Source organism: Virgibacillus dokdonensis (assembly GCF_900166595.1).
GTDB classification, from domain to species: Bacteria; Bacillota; Bacilli; order Bacillales; family Amphibacillaceae; genus Virgibacillus; species Virgibacillus dokdonensis.
The window spans coordinates 780520-800922 of sequence record NZ_LT745763.1; the positions used below are offsets into that span (position 1 = coordinate 780520).

Annotated in this window: 15 protein-coding genes; 7 read left to right on the forward strand and 8 right to left on the reverse strand. The window is 38.9% G+C overall.

The annotated features are described in order from the left end of the window. Positions 1 to 107: 107 nt before the first annotated feature. The 4 genes from B2C77_RS05385 to kynU all read right to left on the reverse strand — a co-directional run bounded on the left by B2C77_RS05385 (position 108) and on the right by kynU (position 4583). A complete protein-coding gene (locus tag B2C77_RS05385; RefSeq protein WP_077702711.1) occupies positions 108 to 1454 on the reverse strand; it encodes a sodium-dependent transporter in 1347 nt (448 codons plus the stop codon). 365 nt (positions 1455 to 1819) lie between these two features. Next, positions 1820 to 2668: a tryptophan 2,3-dioxygenase gene (gene kynA / locus B2C77_RS05390; RefSeq protein WP_077702713.1), complete on the reverse strand. Its 849-nt coding sequence runs from the start codon at positions 2666 to 2668 to the stop codon at positions 1820 to 1822. Continuing rightward, complete coding sequence (kynB, locus tag B2C77_RS05395) at positions 2658 to 3311, reverse strand: arylformamidase (protein ID WP_077702714.1); 654 nt, start codon at positions 3309 to 3311, stop codon at positions 2658 to 2660. The genes kynA and kynB overlap by 11 nt, the downstream gene beginning before the upstream one ends. Continuing rightward, the gene (kynU, locus tag B2C77_RS05400; RefSeq protein WP_077702715.1) at positions 3312 to 4583 is read right to left on the reverse strand and encodes a kynureninase; all 1272 of its coding nucleotides are present in this window, start codon (positions 4581 to 4583) and stop codon (positions 3312 to 3314) included. 414 nt (positions 4584 to 4997) lie between these two features. On the opposite strand from kynU, the gene B2C77_RS05405 reads away from it, so the two are divergent. The 7 genes from B2C77_RS05405 (at position 4998) to B2C77_RS05435 (ending at position 13954) form a co-directional block, all read left to right on the forward strand. Next, the gene (locus tag B2C77_RS05405; protein WP_077702716.1) at positions 4998 to 6551 is read left to right on the forward strand and encodes a Na+/H+ antiporter NhaC family protein; all 1554 of its coding nucleotides are present in this window, start codon (positions 4998 to 5000) and stop codon (positions 6549 to 6551) included. Positions 6552 to 6802: 251 nt separating this feature from the next. Next, on the forward strand, positions 6803 to 7972 hold the full coding sequence (locus tag B2C77_RS05410; protein ID WP_077702717.1) for an aminotransferase class I/II-fold pyridoxal phosphate-dependent enzyme: 1170 nt from the start codon (positions 6803 to 6805) through the stop codon (positions 7970 to 7972). A gap of 10 nt (positions 7973 to 7982) precedes the next feature. Continuing rightward, entirely contained in the window at positions 7983 to 9635 is a 1653-nt protein-coding gene (locus B2C77_RS05415; protein ID WP_077702719.1) for a thiamine pyrophosphate-binding protein, read from the forward strand. A 27-nt stretch (positions 9636 to 9662) separates the two neighbouring features. Continuing rightward, positions 9663 to 11159: an aldehyde dehydrogenase family protein gene (locus B2C77_RS05420; protein ID WP_077702721.1), complete on the forward strand. Its 1497-nt coding sequence runs from the start codon at positions 9663 to 9665 to the stop codon at positions 11157 to 11159. Between the two features lie 265 nt (positions 11160 to 11424). Further along, entirely contained in the window at positions 11425 to 12615 is a 1191-nt protein-coding gene (locus B2C77_RS05425) for a saccharopine dehydrogenase family protein (RefSeq protein WP_077702722.1), read from the forward strand. Positions 12616 to 12836: 221 nt separating this feature from the next. Then, entirely contained in the window at positions 12837 to 13586 is a 750-nt protein-coding gene (locus B2C77_RS05430; protein WP_077702723.1) for an IclR family transcriptional regulator, read from the forward strand. A gap of 56 nt (positions 13587 to 13642) precedes the next feature. Then, positions 13643 to 13954, forward strand: coding sequence for a DUF3870 domain-containing protein (locus B2C77_RS05435; protein ID WP_077702724.1), 312 nt, complete (start codon positions 13643 to 13645; stop codon positions 13952 to 13954). Between the two features lie 215 nt (positions 13955 to 14169). Here the strand turns inward: B2C77_RS05435 and B2C77_RS05440 are convergent, their stop codons facing one another. From B2C77_RS05440 to mreBH, 4 genes are all read right to left on the reverse strand, one after another. Continuing rightward, positions 14170 to 15618 (reverse strand): NAD-dependent succinate-semialdehyde dehydrogenase, encoded by a 1449-nt coding sequence (locus B2C77_RS05440; protein ID WP_077702725.1) that lies wholly within the window; start codon positions 15616 to 15618, stop codon positions 14170 to 14172. A 342-nt stretch (positions 15619 to 15960) separates the two neighbouring features. Further along, positions 15961 to 17175, reverse strand: coding sequence for an acyl-CoA dehydrogenase family protein (locus B2C77_RS05445; RefSeq protein WP_077702727.1), 1215 nt, complete (start codon positions 17173 to 17175; stop codon positions 15961 to 15963). Between the two features lie 83 nt (positions 17176 to 17258). Further along, on the reverse strand, positions 17259 to 18395 hold the full coding sequence (locus tag B2C77_RS05450; RefSeq protein ID WP_077702729.1) for a CaiB/BaiF CoA transferase family protein: 1137 nt from the start codon (positions 18393 to 18395) through the stop codon (positions 17259 to 17261). A 776-nt stretch (positions 18396 to 19171) separates the two neighbouring features. Then, complete coding sequence (mreBH, locus tag B2C77_RS05455; protein ID WP_077702730.1) at positions 19172 to 20179, reverse strand: rod-share determining protein MreBH; 1008 nt, start codon at positions 20177 to 20179, stop codon at positions 19172 to 19174. Positions 20180 to 20403: the final 224 nt, after the last annotated feature.

Here is a 20403-nt window from a genome sequence, read left to right on the forward strand (position 1 = left end):
TATTCTTCCCTCTCTACAAATGTTCAAACGAATTCAAACGAAGCAGAAATTCATGACACAGAAAGTGAGTTATTTGATAATCCCCTTACAGTCGCATCCGTGTTCTCCTATATGAAGCCAAGAGAACCTAAAAATACGATAAGAATAGTTATTGGCGCTAGCCAGCGCAGTAATTGATACCAAGCCTTATATACCGTATCTCCTAGTTCATTCCCATAACCGAACTCTTGCTTCATTAGCTGTTTTTCAAGCTTAAAGCCAACAAATAAGGAAATAAATAAACACCCACCAGGGAGCATAATATTACTTACTAAAAAATCGGAAGCATCGAAAAATGTTTTTCCAAAAATAGTTACGTCCGATAAACTGCTAGAAGACAATGCTGCAGGGATTCCGGTAATAAATACAAGCATACCTGCCAAAAAAGCTACGGTCCGTCGGGAACGTTGTTTCTTTGCTGTAATGGCAGCAGTAATAATTTCGAGCATGCTAAGTGAAGAGGTTAATACGGCAAATAAGAATAATAATAGAAATAAACTTAAAAACAACTCTCCAAATGGCATCTGAGCAAAAGCTTCAGGTAAAACAATAAATAATAACCCTGGCCCCTCAGCAGGTTCTAAGCCGAAAGCAAACACAACAGGAAATATAGCTAAACCTGCAAGCAAAGAGACAAAAATATTCATAATAGAAACAGAAGCTGCCGACATTGGCAAACTAACATCCTTTTTCAAGTAAGAACTATAAGTGACCATCACGGAAACACCTACTGCAAGGGAGAAGAAGGATTGCCCCAGTGCATAAAGGACATTTTCTGTATTTAATTTAGAAAAATCAGGTTGTAAAAAGAAACGAATTCCCTCTATGGCTCCTTCGAAAGTGACGGAACGAATGACGAGAATGATGAAAAAAATAAATAATAATGGCATTAAAACTTTACTTGTCTTTTCAATTCCATCCTTAACACCAAAAGAAACAACAATAATGTTAATTAGAATAAATAGGAAATGGCCTAAAATTGTATAAAAAGGACTACCAGTAATCGTGGCGAATAGATCGGCATAATTTGTTTCATTGCCAATAATCATTCCTGGAATAGATAAAAAGCTGTACGTAAGCACCCATCCACCTACAACACTATAAAAAGACATGAGTAGAAATGATCCAGCTACGCCCCAATGGCCAATAAATTTCCATAAGCCTCGTTTGGGAGCTAACGTTTGGTATGCTGATATGGCTTCTTTTTGTGCACCTCTGCCAATAATAAATTCAGCTATTAATATAGGTAAGCCGATAATAATCGTAAAAGCGATAAATAGAAGGAAAAAAGCACCACCACCATTTTCCCCTGTCATATATGGAAATTTCCAAATAGCTCCAAGTCCAATCGCCGCTCCAGCTGACGAAAGAATAAATCCAATTTTACTTGCCCATTGTTCTGGTTTATTTTGCATAAAAAGTCTATCTTCCTTTCTGTGAAAACTTTTTTCCGTTTCGCCATAAAGGCTTAACAATAAGCCAAGTTTTTCTAACGAAATGAAAATAGAGAGGAGTTCCACCTCTCTATGTTTTGGTTTTGTAGATTATATTTTACTCTATTTTGATTGCTAAAAAAAGTCAAGTTATTTTCGCAATTAATTCAAACTTCATATTCATAAAAGGGCAGAAGAATTTTCGTGTGAGGCGGGTATACACTGCTGCTTCATTTATCTGTATGATTCTCCTGCATGAATTGGAAGATCCGAGCTGCACAAGCCAGCAAGAAAGATAACTGCTAAATGAACCATTTATACATTTAACACGAGTGAAAGAAAAGCCATTATAATTTGCTACGTATTTCCCATAACTCAGGAAAAAAATAGTGATCAAGTACTTTTTTTAAATAGTGCACACCTGATGAACCACCTGTTCCGGTTTTAAAGCCGATAATTCGTTCTACGGTTTTCATATGCCTGAATCGCCATTGTTGGAACCAATCTTCAATGTCTACCAGTTTTTCCGCAAGCTGGTATAATTCCCAATAATGGTTGGTATTTTGGTAGACGGTTAACCAAGCTTTCTCAACGGAAGCCTCTTTTTCATATGTTTTTGAATAATCTCGTTGTAAAATGTCCGGATTAATTGTTAATCCTTGTTTTGCCAAAGCTAAAATAGCCACATCATAAAGACCAGGTGCATAGTACGCATTCCTTAATACTTGGTAAACCTCTGGGTCTTTTTCATATATTTTTAAAATATAGGGGGTCTTGTACCCAAGTACAAATTCGACAAGCCGATATTGGTAGGATTGAAAACCTGATGCATTCCCAAGGCTGTCTCTAAATTCCATGTATTCTGCAGGTGTTAAAGTAGATAATACATCCCAAGCTTGAATAATTTGCGATTGTGTTTTGGAGACACGTGCTAACATTTTAAAAGATGCTTGCAATTTCCCTTCTTGAATTGCTGTAATCGCTGCTTGGATTTCATGGATAATTAATTTTAGCCAAAGCTCACTCACTTGATGAATAATGATAAATAGCATTTCATCATGATGATTAGATAAACGTTTTTGGCTAGCTAACAATGTTTGTAACTGTAAGTAGTCTCCATATGTCATTTTCTCTTTGAAATCTGTATGAATCCCATCTTCCGCATGAAAAACGCGATCCTCTTTATTATTTACCATGTAGCTTCTCCTCCTTTTCAATGGGGCGAATGACTGCTCGGACAGGGCTACCATCAGCGCCTTGTATAGCTAGTGGAAGGGCTATAAGTTCGTATTCTCCAATTGGTACAGTATCCAACAGCAAATTTTCTAAAATAAGTATTCCATGTTTGTTCAAAGCATGATGTGTGGCTAAGTCTTTACTATCTGGTGCATCGACAGAAGGCATATCGACGCCTAATAAAACAACACCTTTCGCTTGCAAGAAGGGGGCAATATCTGGATCTAAATATGGAAGCGTTTCAGGAAATCGAGTTGGATTATTTGGCAAAGATGTGTGTAATAAAACGCGCTTGATATCGCTTGACCAATTCATCTGTGATAAAACTGCAGCGTTAATGATATCAGTGCGACTTACATTGAGAACTACCGCCTTGCCAATATATGGTTCGAGCGGTAGTTGGTCGACTGTTTTTCCGTTTTTGCTAAAGTGATACGGCGCATCAATATGTGTACCAATATGCAAGCTCGTTTGTATATTGCCGATATTTACAGAATTTTTTTCCTCGATAGAAGCAGTTAACTGATATTGAAAAGGCGTGTCTCCAGGCCAATGAGCAATCTGAGTTGAAAGCGGTTGGGAAATATCTATCCATTGTGCCATCTATGCAATCACTCCCCGTTTATTTTCATAGTTTGTATAGGTTTTTTCTTCCATAATATTTTTAAGTATTTGTACGGTTTGCCATATTTCGGAAAATGTATTATACAAAGCTACGGGGGCTAACCGAATCCCATTTGGGTTGCGGAAGTCTGGAATAATGCCATTTGCTTTTAATGCTTTACATATGCGGGCAGCTTCTTTATGTTCTAAATATATATGTCCACCTCGCAGGGAATCTGAACGTGGATTCGCTATTGTAAAATCATATCCAGCAAGCTCTTTGTCGATTAAATCCATGAAATAGGCTGTTAACTGTAGTGATTTTTTCCTTATTGCTTCTATGCCTGCTTCTGTGATCATTTCCAGTGAACCAATTAATGGGGCGGCACTTAACACATGTGGTGTACCAATTTGAAATGCACCGGCATGAGTAGCAGGTGTTAAGTTATGTTCCATATCAAATTGTTTCCCTTTGTCGGAACTAAACCATCCTGCAAGTCCAGGAGCGGTTCCGAAATGCTTGCGATTAACATATAAGCCACCAACACTACCTGGCCCTCCGTTTAAATGCTTATACGTACACCAAAAGGCAAAATCAACGCCCCATGCTGACAATTTATGTGGAATGGCTCCAATCGAATGACACAAATCAAAGCCTACTTTAATGCCTCTTACATGCGCTTCTTTTGTGATCGTTTCCATATCAAGAATTTGCCCACTTCGGTATAGAACACTAGGCAAGATAATAAAGGCGATATCTTCTGTCATTGCTTCAATAATTGCAGACGTTTGTAATGTGTTTCCATCTGTACTTTTTACTTGAACGAGATGATCATCTGGGTTAAGCCCTTTTAATTGTAATTGGCTTTTTAATGCATAAATATCGGATGGGAAATTTAGGGTATCAGCAAGGATTTTCGTTCGCTTTCCATATGGTTGAAAAAAACTTGCTGTAAGCTGATGTAAATTCGTAGTTGTTGATCCAGTAATCATTACTTCCTCATCATGGGCTCCTATTAACGGTGCGGTCATCGCTCCTAAATTTTCCGATAAATAAAACCAAGGATATTCTCCTTCCGTCCATCCATCGATCCCATGCTCTTTCCAGGAATTTAATAAATGGAGAAGTGCCGTCTCTGCTCGGGTAGATAGTAAACCTAAAGAATTACCATCCAAATAAATTTTTTCAGAAGAGGTGTAAAACTCTTCTCGATAGTGGCCTAATGTATCATTTTTATCTAATTGCTTTGCCTCACTACTATTTGTTTTCAAACTATTTCCTCCCACAACTTAAGTTTAGTGACCTTACTGACTATTTTAACAAATAACACGATGTTTTGGTTACATTTCTTGTGGCGCGATAGAAAATCTAAAGTATTTTTAGAGGAATAGCCTTGCACCTGCGATAAGAACTCCACGAAGACGAGCGGCAGGACATTCCACAATGATAAAGAAAAACTATAAAGCTTGTAATAGGCAATGATAAATGACACCTGATGAGGACTATTTTTAAATAAAAAAGAATATTGTTAATTATAAAATAAAAAGAGAGGGTAGAGTATACCAATATCGTTTTTGGTTTTGCACTATAGGATAGTTTGACGTTTTTAGGTTTATAGTAGAAGCAAGTTTTCTAGGTGTAGAAAGTTGCTAAGAAATAATTTGCTTATAGGGAGGAGCGGTAACATGGAAGAGACAATATGGGCATTAATTCCGCCAGTGATGGCAATTATCATGGTTTTGTTGACAAAAAGGGTATTACTGTCTCTAGGTATAGGTATTATTACTGCAGGTTTGTTTTTAGCTGAGTTTCGTTTAGGAAGCACATTACAGTTCATATGGGAAGCGTTTAAAGTGGTGTTTGTTGTAGACGGGGCACTAAATACGTGGAATATTTTTATATTGTTATTTGTGCTTATGCTAGGTATGCTAACAGCTTTAGTTACCATGATGGGAGGAACACGTTCTTTTGCTACATGGATGATTCGTAAGGTTAAAACGAGAGCTGGAGCACAGTTAATGACGGTTTTATTTGGCATCATTATTTTTGTTGATGATTATTTTAACAGCTTAACAGTTGGACAGATTGCGAAGCCTGTCACAGATAAGCAACGCATATCACGTGCGAAGCTTGCTTACCTTGTCGATTCTACTTCTGCTCCAATTAGTGTAGTGGCACCTATATCAAGTTGGGGAGCTTATATTATTGGTATTATAGGTACATTATTAGCGACCCATCATATAACGGAGTACGGTGCTTTCCAAGCATTTTTACAAATGATTCCAATGAACTATTATGTGTGGGCTGCATTAGGCGTCGTCATATGGATAGCAATGAAACAAGTTGACTTTGGGCCTATGAAAGTGCATGAACAGCGGGCAATAAAAACAGGAGAGGTATTAAGTCCAGAGCGAAAAGAGCAAATAGATGTCGATGCAAAACTTTTTGTAAGTGAGCTTAGCCAAAAGCGCGATTTAGTTTTTCCGATGATTACTTTATTTTTGGCCACATTAATTGCTATCTATGTGAATGGTTTACGTAACGTAGAAGGCGAAAAAACATGGATGAATATACTCGGGAGCGCTGATGTATCTTTTGCGTTATTCGTTGGCGGTGTTATCGGTATGGGAATAACCATGATTCTTTTTTATCAACATATTCGCACAGGTAAACTATCCCTTAAAAACTTTATTATAGGAGCTGCTACAGGAGGTAAATCGATGATGCCTGGGTTCAGTATTCTTATTTTTGCTTGGGCTATCGCAACGTTAATTGATCAGCTTGGTACGGGCGTTTATTTAGCTAGTGTTGTCGAAGCTACACATGTAAGTTTTGATTTACTCCCATTTGTTGTATTTTTAATGGCGGGATTTATTGCATTTTCAACAGGTACATCTTGGGGATCATTTGGTATTTTACTGCCAATTGCTGCTGAAATAGCAGTAGCAACTGATGTAACGTTATTTTTACCTATGTTAGCGGCTGTTTTAGCTGGAGCTGTCTTTGGTGATCATTGTTCCCCTATTTCTGATACGACGATTTTGTCGGCAACGGGTTCTAGTTGCCATCATATTGATCATGTTACAACGCAAATCCCTTATGCGCTTGTAGCTGCAGGCATAGCTGGCATTGGGTATATTACCTTTGGATTTACAGGAAATGTCTGGTTAGGTTTAGGCCTAGTTATACTAATCAATTTAAGCTTATTTATCACTGTACGCAGAAATAAAGTGATATAAATAGTTGTGGGACGTAACAGAAATTTAATATTAAAAAATAAATTCAGTATATTGCTAATTGATAGAACATATTTTATACTAATGATAATAAATGAAATGCCATTTCAGTTAATGAAATAGAAGGATTGCCGCTGTTATCTTACCATAGAGCTTGTATACTATTTGCAAACTGTTTCAGCCAACACGTTTCATATGGTACGCCCGTTAAAGATGTTATGTAACTAAATGTCACTGTGTAAGGGAGAGAAGCAATGGTTTTTATATCGGAAAAAGTACAAAATCTTCCTCCATATTTATTTTCGCAATTTCAGCAGCGAAAAAAACAATTGGAGAATAATGGTGTAGATGTCATTGATTTAGGGATTGGCTCTCCTGATTTGCCAACACCAGCATTTATTTGTGAGGAATTACAGGAGCAAGTAAAGTGTCCGGAAAATCATCGTTACTCTCCATATAGTGGATGTGACGAATTTAAGCAGGCAGTAGCTTCTTATTATGATAGACGCTACGCGGTCACCCTTGACCCTAATACCGAAGTACTCGCATTAATTGGTTCTAAAGAAGGGATTGCTAACTTAATTCAAGCGGTTATTAATCCAATGGATAAAGTGCTTGTTCCAGATCCTGGCTATCCAGCTTATCGAAAAGGCGTTCATTTAGCAGGGGGAGTAAGTGTCACGTTGCCACTTGACGCTAAAAAAGGGTACGCACCTATGTTCCAGCATATATCCAAAGATGATGCGGAAGAAGCAAAAATGATGTTTTTAAATTACCCTAACAATCCAACAGCAGCGCATGCAGAATGGCGAACTTTCTTGGAAACGGTTTCTTTTTGTCGAAAATATAACATTCTACTTGCACATGATGCGGCTTATGATCTTGTAACCTTTGGAAAGTATCGAGCGCCAAGTGCTTTGCAAGTACCTGGCGCTAAAGACAACGTTGTTGAATTAGGTTCCCTATCCAAGAGTTTTAATATGACAGGGTGGAGAATTGGCTATGTTGTCGGAAATAAGGAAGTTATTCATGCGCTTGCTACGCTAAAAGGTAATATAGATACGTGCCAGTTTATGCCCATTCAAAAAGCTGCGGCAAAAGCTTTGACGAGTGATTTAACCGCTGTAGAAAAGAATAACTTGGTATATGAACAGAGAATAGAAAAGCTTTATCTTGTCTTAACTGAATTAGGTTTCCATGCTGAAAAACCAAGAGGGACGTTATACCTTTGGGTAGGAGTACCTAAAGGCGAAAGTTCTCTGTCATTTGCAAATCGAGTTTTGGAAGAAACGGGGATCATTGTAACGCCAGGAACGGCATTCGGAGATAACGGAGAAGGATTTATTCGAATTTCCCTTTCTGTGCATGCAGAACGTTTAGATGAAGTCATTCGCCGTTTAAAGGCTTTAAATAGAAAGAGGTGACTAGAAGGAAATGAAGGAGAGGAAAGAAACTGCTGCACAGGCAATCGTACACTGTCTACAGCAAACACAAGTAGAAAAAGTTTTTTGTGTACCTGGTGAGAGTTATTTAGCTGTTTTAGACGCGCTCTATGATACACCATCCATAGAAGTGATTTCGGCTCGGCATGAAGGTGGTGCTAGCTTTATGGCAGAAGCTTATGCAAAATCTACTTTAAAGCCCGGTATTGTTATGGCGACAAGAGCAGTTGGGGCGGCTAATTTATCAATTGGCGTGCATACCGCTTATCAAGACTCTACACCATTGGTCGTATTTTTAGGTCAAGTTCATAGTAAATTTCGGGGAAGAGAAGGATTTCAAGAGGTGGATTTGGAGCAATACTTTCAATCTATTGCCAAATGGAGTATAGAATTGACAGATGCGGAGCGAACGGTAGAAATAGTCCAACGTGCATTTCACATCGCTACTTCAGGAAGACCTGGACCTGTTATCGTCTCTTTACCAGAAGATGTATTACCTCAAGAAGTGAATATGCTTTATCCGCCTATGCCACAAAGACCGTCACCAGCTCCTTCTGTATGGGAAGTGAAACAAGTAGAGGAAATACTAACAAATGCAAAACGACCTGTCATCATCGCTGGCGGTGGTGTAAAGAGTGCAAAGGCAGAACAAGATTTACAAACTTTTGCAGAAATGTTGCATTTACCAGTAGTAACTGCGTTTCGTAGGCATGATGTATTTCCAAATGATCATTTACTTTATGCAGGTCATCTTGGATTAGGTACACCCACGTCCATATTAAAAACCGTAAAGCAGGCAGATGTCGTTTTAGCATTAGGTACGAGACTATCAGAAGTGACCACCCAAGATTATTCACTTTTATCTCCAGAACAACAACTCATCCATATTGACATTGATTACAACAGTATTGGCAAAAGCTATGCCCCAAATGTGGCAATTGTAGCGGATATAAAAGAAGCGCTCATGCAATTAAATACGCTAAAATCAACTTCTACAAATTGGGAGAATTGGGCTTTTTCCTGCAATGCTGCTTATATGCAGGCGAGTCGCAAGGAAGAAAGCTCATCTACAAATATAAATAGAAATATTATTGACCATATAAAAACGACATTACCTCATGACGCTATCATTACGAATGATGCTGGTAATTTTGCAAGTTGGATCCACCAATTTTATATGTTTAATCAGTCGCATACGTATGTTGGTCCGACCTCAGGTGCCATGGGATATGGTCTACCAGCGGCTATAGGTGCAAAACTTGCTTACCCTGAGCGAACAGTTATCGCTTTTGCTGGAGACGGCGGTTTTATGATGACTTGTCAAGAATTAGAGACAGCAGTCCGTTATGATATTCCAGTCATATGTCTCGTTTTTAATAATAAGATGTATGGGACGATTCGTATGCACCAAGAAATGCATTATCCGACAAGAGTAGTCGCTACAGATTTAGGAGATGTTCGTTTTAAAGAATTAGCGAACAGTATGGGAGCGGTTGGCTATCGGGTTACAACGATGCAAGAATTTAAGGTTGCGTTTGCAGAAAGTTGTCAAATAAAAAAGCCAACAGTAATTGAAATTATGAGTGACCCTGAGCAAATATCTGTGACAGCAACAATTACAGACATACGTAAAGCGAGAAAATGATAAATACAAAATAGGAGGAGTTTTCATATGACAACCATTTTACAAACAGATAAGCTGAAAAATTTTATTGCAGGGGAGTGGCAGGAAGCAAATCCGACAGTAGCTGTTCATAATCCGGCAACCGGCCAGGAAATTGTGCATGTGCCCTTGTCAGGTAAAACAGAAGTCGACCAAGCAGTGGAAGCAGCAAAGCAAGCGCAAAAAGATTGGTCACTGGTTCCAGCTCCTCAACGGGCAGAAGTTCTTTATCAAGTAGGAATTTTAATGAAAGAGCGAAAAGAAATGCTTTCCCAATTATTAACGATGGAGAACGGAAAGGTGTTAGAAGAAGCGCGAGGGGAGGTGCAAGAGGGAATTGATATGGCCTTTTATATGGCAGGAGAAGGACGCCGGTTATTTGGGCAAACGACGCCTGCAGAATTAAAGGATAAGTTTGCGATGAGCCAGCGTTGCCCTGTTGGTGTAGTGGGAATTATCACCCCATGGAATTTTCCAATAGCAATCGCTACGTGGAAATCATTTCCGGCGATCGTTGCTGGTAATGCGGTCGTTTGGAAACCTGCGACAGAAACGCCAATTATGGCTTATGAATTAGCAAAAATTTTTGCAGAAGCAGGATTGCCAAAAGGAGTACTAAATGTTGTCTTTGGTAGTGGGGCTTCAGTAGGTGATGCGATGGTGCATCATGAAGCTATTCGTGTTATTTCTTTTACGGGTTCCAATAATACTGGTAGAGACATTGCTGCTGCATGTGGACGACAACTGAAGAAGGTGTCGTTAGAAATGGGTGGGAAGAATGCGGTAATCGTAATGGATGATGCTGACTTAGATTTAGCGGCAGAAGGGATCATTTGGAGTGCGTTTGGAACGAGCGGGCAACGTTGTACAGCATGTAGCAGAGTAATTGTACATGAAAAGGTAAAGCAACAGCTAGAAGAACGATTGCTTATGAAAGTGGAAGAGTTAACCATCGGAAATGGTCTGGATGAAACGGTGCAGGTAGGTCCAATTATTAACCGACAAGGATTGGAGAAAATTAAAAAATATGTTCAACTAGGTAAAGAAGAAGGCGCAACATTACTTGCTGGTGGTGAAGAATGGAGCTCAAAGGACGGCGATTTGGGAGGTTATTACTTTGCGCCAACGATTTTTACGGATGCGATTGCTTCAATGCGAATTGCTCAAGAAGAAATATTTGGTCCTGTCGTTTCATTAATTTCTGTAACGGATTTTGATGAAGCAATTGAAGTAAATAATCAAGTATCATATGGCTTGTCTAGCTCTATTTTCACTAAAGACGTGAACCGTGTATTTCGTGCCCAAAGAGATTTAGATACTGGCATTGTTTATGTCAATGCTGGAACAACAGGCGCAGAAATCCATCTTCCATTTGGGGGGACGAAAGGAACTGGGAATGGGCATCGTGATTCAGGCGTGCAGGCGTTGGATGTATTTACGGAATGGAAGGCGATTTATGTAGATTTTAGTGGGAAATTACAGCGTGCGCAAATTGATACCGAATAAAGGAAAGCGTGCTCCAAAACCTGTATATAGGAAATTACAGGTAATAAGTTGTTTGGTGAGTTCAAGGTAGTGACCCTAGTGAGATGAGCATTTGAACACTTTTGGCGAATGAGAAATCTCAAGTCAACTTGAGGAATCGTCCGCCTGTCGTGTGAAGCGACGTGTTCAATGTACGTAAATATGTTCAAGTAGTAAACAAATAAACGATTAGAAATAATAGGCGGAATTATCAAGCCTAAAAATGATTATACAAGGAGGGGATTTAGTGAAAGTAGGTGTTTTAGGAGCTGGACTAATGGGGAAAGAAGCAGCTAGAGATTTAGTTGCGAGTGAAGGGGTGACAGCTGTAGGCTTAGCAGATATTGATTTATCAAAGGCGAGTAATATTTGCAATCAACTGTCCTCGAATAAACTGACCCCTTATCAAGTAAACGCAGCAGATAATGTTGAATTAGCTAATTACATTCGAAAATTTGATGTGGTTATAAATGCTTTGTTTTACTCGTTTAATGAAATTGTTGCTAAAACTGCTATTCGTGTGGGCGTGCATGCCGTTGACTTAGGCGGGCATATCGGACATATGACAGATAAAGTCTTAGCACTCCACAAACAAGCTAAGGAAGCAGGTGTTACGTTAATTCCTGATCTAGGCGTGGCTCCTGGTATGATTAATATTCTTTCTGGTTTTGGAGCTAGCAAGCTAGACCAATTAAAAGCGATTAAGCTGTATGTAGGTGGTATTCCAGTAAAACCGGAACCACCATTAGAATATAACCATGTATTCTCGATGGAAGGTGTATTTGATCATTATACAGACCCATCCCTTATTATTAGAAATGGTGTAAAGCAGGAGGTCCCTTCTTTATCTGAAGTGGAAACCATTCATTTTGATAGATTCGGTCCACTGGAAGCCTTTCATACGTCAGGGGGAACTTCAACATTATCCATTTCTTTTCCACAACTAGAAACGTTGGAATACAAAACGATACGTTATCCGGGGCACGCAGAAAAGTTTCAATTGCTTGTTGATTTGAATTTAACCAAAGAAAATTATTCTGTTGATATACATGGTCAAGAAATTTGCCCGCGTGATGTATTGTTAAAAGTTTTAGACCCTATCGTTGACTTAGGTGATAAAGAAGACGCCGTCCTATTGCGAGTACTTGTTGCTGGTAAAAAGGCAGATGTAGAAACGACCTATATCTATGAGATGACAACGTATAAAGATGTGCATACAAATGTTACTGCGATGGCTAGGGCAACAGCAAATACGATTTCGATTGTTGCACAAATGATTGCCAGCCAAAAGATCGGTAGAAAAGGAGTTTATCCTCCTGAGCAAGTCGTTCCTGGAGATGTTTACATGAAAGAAATGGCAAAGCGTGGTGTATCCATTTCTGAACAGCAAGTAACGAAAGAACAGCAGACTGTTTATTCGCACGTAAAGGAGAAATAGAACACGGTTTAAGTAACAAGTAACTGTCAGTATGTAACAGTGGGGGATAAAAATAAAAGCCCCCACTGATGGAAAGTGCTACTAAATTGTCTAACAAAAGGTAGAGAAGTAGTGTGATTCAACATATTTAAGAAGCAATATACCATATGTACAAGATCCATAGAATAACGATAATGCCATGGATGTTCGTACTATCTAAAAGAATAAAAGGAGCCTCATTGATGAATCAAAGTGTCTTGAAAGCATTGACATTAATCGATTTATTTCAAGATGAGAATAATAAGTTATCCCTGAAAGAAATTGCTGAACAAGCTGGTATGTCAAAGCCAACAACATACCGTTTACTTGCTGCTTTAGAACAAAAGGGTTACGTCTCAAGAGGGAAGGGGCGAGAAAGTGGAACATACTGTTTAGGTTTAAAATTAATGGAATTAGGCAATTTAGTTGCTAGCCGAATCGAAATTAGGCAGATAGCCCTGCCCTTTATGCAAGCGTTAGCCAAAGAGATCAATGAAGTGGTGCATCTCGTAATTATGAATCATGATCAGGCTACATATATTGAAAAAGTAGAGAGTAGACGGGCGTTACGGTTGTATACGAAAGTTGGCAAAAGTGTGCCTTTGTATCTTGGTTCTGGTCCTAAATTACTATTCGCTTATTTACCTGAGGAAAAACAACAAGAGATTGTGCAACGATTGGAACTTCCATTAGAGAAAAAAGAAAACGTAATTCAAGAATTACGGGATATTAGAAAAAATGGTTTTGCCTACAGTGTCGGAGAGCAGGATGAAGATACGACAGGTATCTCTTACCCTGTTTTTAATCACCATCATGAAATGGTAGCTTCATTGACAATAAGTGGATTATCAACACGATTTTGCGGAGAGAACTTACAAAAATTAAAGAAAGATACAAAACAGGCAGCTAACCGTATATCGGAAAAACTAGGCTATCAGATGAAGTATGGATAACGATTATAAAGCAGTTATCCATTTAAGGTTAGAAAGTTAGTAGGAGGGAAACGATATTGAATACGGTTTTTATTGCTGGACATGCGCGTCTGCCTTCAGGAATGGCGGCACAAAGTATGTATGAGACATTAACAATTACCGCTGAAATTGATAGAAAGTATGCAGTGATCGTTACAGCTAGTTGTACACTTGCTACCGATCATGGAAAAGAATTTGTGCAACATTTGCTTCGTGGTCATAGTTTGCAGGATGGAATTGACAAGCCAGTAGAAATGATAAAGGCGCATTATTTAGGGAAAGCAGGGAACGCCCTTGCATCTGCTTTGAAAGATTTATACAAACAATATGAGGCTAGAAAACAAGGGTGACATCATGTTCCTATTTCATATTGAAGGTAGTATAGTTTTACCCTCCCTACTATACTAGAGTAGAGAGGGCTTACTTGACTAAAATAATAATTCTAAAACTATTTCTGAGATTCTATGTCTTAATACTAATTGCGCTTTTTGAGCTTTTATACTTAGGTATGCTAAATCTTCTGCTTAAACCAGTCTCGTTTTCTAAATTACAGCAAAAGAATAACTTAATTCATACCAAAAGAAATCAATTTCTTTTCCATAAATTCTTCCATCCCGTGATGACCGCCTTCTTTCCCCAAGCCAGATTGTTTCACACCTCCAAATGGTGCTTCAGGTGTTGCAGGGAATACGTCATTCACACCAACGATACCATAATCAAGCTTTTCGGATACACGAATAGCCGTACTTGTATTTTCTGTGAAAACATAAGCGGCTAAACCATAGTCTGTATCGTTAGCCTTTGTAATTACTTCTGTCTCATCAGAGAACGGTTGAACTGGCAGTACAGGTCCAAACGTTTCTTCATGCATAATCTTCATATCCTCTGTTATGTTAGAAAGGATGGTTGGATTGAAATAACAATGAGAAAATCCTTGTTTATGCCAACGCTCTCCCCCGTATTCGATAACTGCTCCTTTTTCAACGGCATTTTGAACATGTCCTTCTACTTTTTTGCATGCCTGTTCATTAATTAACGGGCCAATAGTTGTGCCATCTTCTAAACCATCGCCAATTTGAAATTTGGAAATCTTTTGTTTTAATAACTGGATGAAATCAGCAACCACTGATTCATGGACAAACAGGCGATTTGTACATATGCAAGTTTGCCCGTTATTACGGAACTTGCTCGCCAAAACAAGCGAAGCGGCTTTTGCTAAATTGGCATCGGGAAAAACGATACTTGGTGCATGCCCGCCTAATTCTAAAGAAAGCTTCTTTACATGCTCAGCACTTTCCCGCATTAAATGCTTTCCGACAGCTGTTGAACCTGTAAAGGTAAGTAGTCGAACTTCTTTATGTGTAAGTAATTGTTTACCAATTGCTTCTGCATCTCCTGTTACGAGGTTTACTACGCCTTTTGGTAAGCCCGCACGTTCAAAAATCTTCATAATTTCAATAGCAGATAATGGGGTCTCCGGTGCAGGTTTAAGTACAGCCGTACATCCTGCAGCTAATGCGGGTGCAAGTTTTCGCGTAATCATAGAAGATGGAAAGTTCCACGGGGTTATAGCACCAATCACGCCAACTGGTTGTGACATGACAACGAGTCTTTTCGCATTTGTCGATGAAGGAAGCCATTCCCCGTAATTTCTACTTGCTTCTTCGGCGTACCATAATAAAAATTGCGCTGCTCCTTTTACTTCTCCTACTGCTTCACGGAGTGGTTTACCTTGTTCCATTGTCAATATGTTTCCGAGTCGCTCCGCGTCTTCTAACATCAGTTGCGAAGCCTTATAAAGAAATGATGCACGTTCTCTTCCCGTTTTTTCACTCCATATAGGGAATGCTTGTAACGCTGCATGAATAGCTTGCTTTGTTTCCTCTGCACCTGCATAAGCAACCGATGTGATTGCTTTTCCAGTAGCTGGATTATAAATAACTTCCGCTAATTTTTCGTTTATATCCTGCCACTCGCCATCAATAAAAACACTTTTTGTATAGGTATTTAACATAAAAGACCTCCTCATATAGGTTTTATTCACTGTAGGAAAGTTAAGCTTTATCATACAAGCCACGTTTTTCTAACAAGTTAATAAAGTATAAAATTAGAGACTTGTGTGAAAAAGGGAATAACTGAATAGCTATGTCCGGCTCCAGCACCCAGCAACTGGACAACTTCACTTCATTGCCCTAAGCTAATTCATCATCGGTTTGTCGCCTAAGAGGAAGGCCGACTAAGAACGGACTTGCCGCCTGACATCGGGATCCCCCTGTTTTATGGCATAATTCCTAAATCTTTCGTTAATGCGTTCCAGTCGTTGCGTTGCTACACGGGCGCCCTGAGCCTATGTTCATCACTTTTTAATGGAAATACTTTCATTTTCTTCCCAAGCCGGCAGCATTTTATGAAGTGGCTTATCATTACGGTAGCCAAGTACGTATTCAGCTTGCATGATTGTATGAATTTCTCTCGTTCCTTCATAAATGACTGGTGCTTTTGAATTACGTAAATAACGCTCAACAGGGTATTCATCAGAGAACCCGTAAGCACCATGAATTTGTACAGCATCATCAGCAGCTTTATTTGCAAAATCACAAGCTTGCCATTTAGCTAGAGAAGTTTCACGAGTATTGCGTTTCCCGGCATTTTTTAATTCTCCGGCACGATAAACGAGAAGGCGGCTCATTTGTAGCCCAGCTTCCATGTTGGAGAGCATTTGTTGTACGAGCTGGTGTTTCCCTATTTCTTTACCAAAGGTGGATCGTTCATGGCAATAAGCTACACTTGCTTCTAAACAAGCCATAATTTGCCCTACTGCGCCTGCTGCTACTGTAAATCTACCGTTATCTAAAGCTGACATTGCAATTTTAAACCCTTCTCCTTCTTCTCCAAGGAGATTTTCTTTTGGAACTTTCACGTGGTCAAAAAAGATCTCACCTGTATTCCCTGAACGAATGCCCAGTTTGCCTTTAATAGCTTGTGAAGAAAACCCTTCCCATTCTCTTTCTACAATAAATGCTGAAATCCCTTTATGTTTTTTTGAGCGATTTTTTGTGTAGGCGAAAACAATAAAGTTGTCTGCTTTATCGCATAAGGAAATCCACGTTTTTTGCCCGTTTAAAATATAGTAGTCGCCTTGGCGATAAGCGGTTGAATCCATTGCAGCAACATCTGACCCCGCGCCAGGCTCTGTTAGTCCAAATGCGCCAATTTTTACTCCTTTTGCTTGAGGGACTAAGTATTTCAGTTTTTGCTCTTCATTTGCCCATTGTAATAACGTCATGCTATTTAAACCGGTGTGGACAGAAACAGCTGTACGAAATGCCGTATCTCCGCGTTCCAATTCTTCACAAACAATGGCAAGTGCATTATAATCCATTCCACTACCACCATATTTCTCTGGTATGCATACACCCATTAATCCTAAATCAGCTAGCTTTTCTAAAATAGCTGGGTCAAATTTCCCCTTTCGATCCCAATCGGCGATATAAGGCATAATCTCTTTATCTGTAAATTGACGTACCGTATTACGTAACATATTTTGTTCTTCCGTAAATTGAAAATCCATTTTCATTACAACTCCTTTTAAATAGTGAATGTATTTTTATAACGATGTTTTTTTAAAAAATCTGCATAGGATTCAAAAGTTAGTTAATCATTTAAAATCATTTGATTATGTTCCCCCGCATTTGGTGGGTGATATCGATACGATACAGGTGTACGCGATAGCTTTAACGGGCTTCCAATTAAATGAATTTCTCCAGCGGTTGGATGCTTCATTTGAACAAACATGTCTCTAGCTAATAACTGTGAATCTCTTGCTACCTCAGCCATATTTTGAATAGGGCCACATGGAATAGATTGCTGTCTGCATTCTTTTAGCCAATAAGCCGTTGGTTGTTGTAAAAACAACTGCTGTAGTAGTGGTACTAATTCGTTTCTGTTCGCTACACGATCAGGGTTGGTTTTAAATTTAGGATCTGTTTTTAAAGAAGCAGCACCAAGAATATCGCATAACATCTGAAACTGTCGGTCATTTCCAGCGGCTATGACCATTTCTCCATCTTTTGTATGAAACGTCTGATAAGGAACGATGTTCGCATGCTGATTACCGAGCTGTGAGGGTATTTCTCCAGACATGAAATAGTTGCTTCCAATATTGACGAGTGCACTAACAGCTGCATCATATAAGGCAATATCTAATTTTTGACCTTGCTTGGATTTAGATCTTTCTAGTAAAGCAGCTTGTATGCCTATCGTTGCATACATACCCGTTAAAACATCTGTGATCGCAACTCCCATTTTTTGTGGTCCTGTTTGTTCATCGCCAGTAATGCTCATCAGTCCACTCATAGCTTGAATAATAAAATCGTAACCAGGCAAATCTTTAAAGGGTCCTGTTTCCCCAAAACCAGTAATCGAACAATAAATTAATTTAGGGTTAATGGAGGATAATGTGTGATAACTTAGTCCAAAACGCTCCATTGTACCTGTTTTAAAATTATGAATGATAACGTCGCTCTCTTTAATCAGTTGTTTAATTTTTTCCGCACCCGATGCCGATTTTAGGTCGAGAGTAATACTTTTCTTATTACGATTTGCACATAAATAATATGCACTCACTTCTTCTTGAAAAGGAGGCCCCCATTTGCGTGTTTCATCACTTCCACCAGGCGCTTCCACTTTAATAATTTCTGCACCTAAATCGCCCATAATCATGGTGCAATATGGCCCTGCCAATACTCTAGATAAATCTAGAACACGAATATGTTCTAAAGCTCCTGCCATGCTTTCCCTCCTTCTAATACATATTTTGTCTGAAACGCTTGCATGCATGGAATATTCGTAACCGCTAAAAACTTCTACATAGACTTGTTATGTAGCTGTTGTAGAAGCAGTCGTATGAATAAGCGAACTACAAAACGCAAAATCCTTCCTACAGAACAAAGGTGCAGGGCGCCCCGCACGGTTAGCAACGTAGCGACTGGAACGAACCAACGGAGATAATGGAATCATGCCACTAAAACAGGGGATGTCGACGCACTAAGACAAGCCCGTTTTTAGTCGGCCTTCCTCTTAGCGACGAACCGATGATGATTTAGCTTAGGGCAATGGTGAAGTGAAGTCGCCTAGTTGCTGGGAACTGGAGCCGGACATGGTTTATTCGGCTATGTTGTTATACTCAAGCCACTAATTTTATACTTTCTTATCTTATAAAAAAAGCCAGTTCAATTTAAATTACAAACGACTGTAATTTAAATATGAACTGGCTTTCGCCTGCTTAGACAACTCTGGAATGGAGTTGTAGTCAGGCTAGGCAGTAAGTTGATAGGAATTATTTAGTAGGAGTAAATAATTTCTTATTTTTCAGTATACTACAAACAGAATGAAATGTAAACGATTGCTTGTAAGTGGTTTTATAAGGTGCCGTAATCTCCCTATTCAAAATAAGAAAAGGAGGAGACGGCACCAATATAGTAGCTTCATTTAGAAGCGGTTATAGTAACAACATTTCCTAGAAATTGAAACAGAGTAGTGTACCAGTGTCGAATGATTCATCCCCATTATTTAGTAGCTTTTTGTAATTTATGAATCATTTTTAAAGAGCGTCCTGTTCCTATTGCAACAGACTCCAAAGGATTAGGTGCTAGGTGAACAGGAACAATCAACTCATGAGATAACCACTCCTGCATACCTTGTAGCAAAGCTCCACCTCCTGTAAGTACAATGCCGTGATCTACAATATCACCACTTAACTCAGGAGGGCAGTTCTCTAATGTTGTACGAATAGCTCCTAATACTTGTTCCAATGATTCTTTTAAAGCAAGATAAACTTCCTTGGAAGTAATGGTAATCGTCTTTGGTAAGCCAGTAACCATATCACGACCGCGAATTTCCATCGTTTCTTCTTTATGATTTTGATGTGCATAACCTATCTCCATTTTTATATTTTCTGCTGTTCGCTCACCAATAAGAATGTTATAGTTTTTGCGAATATGATGAATAATTTCTTCATCCATTTTATCTCCGCCAACCCGAACGGAATTGCAGGACACGACGCCGCCAAAAGATATAATACCGACTTCCGAAGTACCTCCACCAATGTCAACAACCACATTAGCGACCGGCTCATCAACAGGTAAATCCGCTCCAATAGCAGCGGCGATTGGCTCTTCAATTAAGTGAACTTGTTTTGCGCCGTAGCTTGATACTGCATTATGGATAGCTCTTCGTTCTACAGTCGTGCTTCCTGATGGTGTACATACGACAACAACAGGTTTACGCATGGACATACCAATTTGCTTGCTTACTTTTTTTAAAAACGCTTTTAACATTTGGGAGGTAACATCATAATCCGCAATCACACCGTCTTTTAATGGGCGGATAGGAATGATATTCTGTGGTGTTTTTCCGACCATTTCTTTTGCCTCAGTACCTACTGCCACTACTTGTTTTGTATTTACATCAATAGCAACAACAGATGGTTCATTTAATACAATTCCTTTTGATTTCGTGTATATTAATATGTTTGCGGTTCCTAAATCAATTCCAACTTCTGCAGTAGAAAACATAATTGAATCCTCCAATAAATACATTTTTCTTTTTATACTAATTAAGAAAGCATAAAAGTTTAAAGGTTTATAGTATAAGCAAAACTACCATTTCCGCTATAAAGATTTGGGGAATCATGGATAGTAGGTGCTGTATGACTTTTGCTTCAAGTATTGGAAATACTGAACTAGGTTAGATAATAGCACCTAACCCCACTTGTTTAAAGGTGCACTTTATAGCATTC

Coding starts and splice junctions, on each gene's coding strand:
- B2C77_RS05420 (WP_077702721.1), top strand. CDS start 9,663: ATGACAACCATTTTACAAACAGATAAGCTGAAAAATTTTATTGCAGGG.
- B2C77_RS05445 (WP_077702727.1), bottom strand. CDS start 17,175: ATGGATTTTCAATTTACGGAAGAACAAAATATGTTACGTAATACGGTA.
- B2C77_RS05410 (WP_077702717.1), top strand. CDS start 6,803: ATGGTTTTTATATCGGAAAAAGTACAAAATCTTCCTCCATATTTATTT.
- B2C77_RS05405 (WP_077702716.1), top strand. CDS start 4,998: ATGGAAGAGACAATATGGGCATTAATTCCGCCAGTGATGGCAATTATC.
- B2C77_RS05415 (WP_077702719.1), top strand. CDS start 7,983: ATGAAGGAGAGGAAAGAAACTGCTGCACAGGCAATCGTACACTGTCTA.
- B2C77_RS05450 (WP_077702729.1), bottom strand. CDS start 18,395: ATGGCAGGAGCTTTAGAACATATTCGTGTTCTAGATTTATCTAGAGTA.
- kynA (WP_077702713.1), bottom strand. CDS start 2,668: ATGGTAAATAATAAAGAGGATCGCGTTTTTCATGCGGAAGATGGGATT.
- B2C77_RS05385 (WP_077702711.1), bottom strand. CDS start 1,454: ATGCAAAATAAACCAGAACAATGGGCAAGTAAAATTGGATTTATTCTT.
- B2C77_RS05430 (WP_077702723.1), top strand. CDS start 12,837: ATGAATCAAAGTGTCTTGAAAGCATTGACATTAATCGATTTATTTCAA.
- kynB (WP_077702714.1), bottom strand. CDS start 3,311: ATGGCACAATGGATAGATATTTCCCAACCGCTTTCAACTCAGATTGCT.
- mreBH (WP_077702730.1), bottom strand. CDS start 20,179: ATGTTTTCTACTGCAGAAGTTGGAATTGATTTAGGAACCGCAAACATA.
- B2C77_RS05440 (WP_077702725.1), bottom strand. CDS start 15,618: ATGTTAAATACCTATACAAAAAGTGTTTTTATTGATGGCGAGTGGCAG.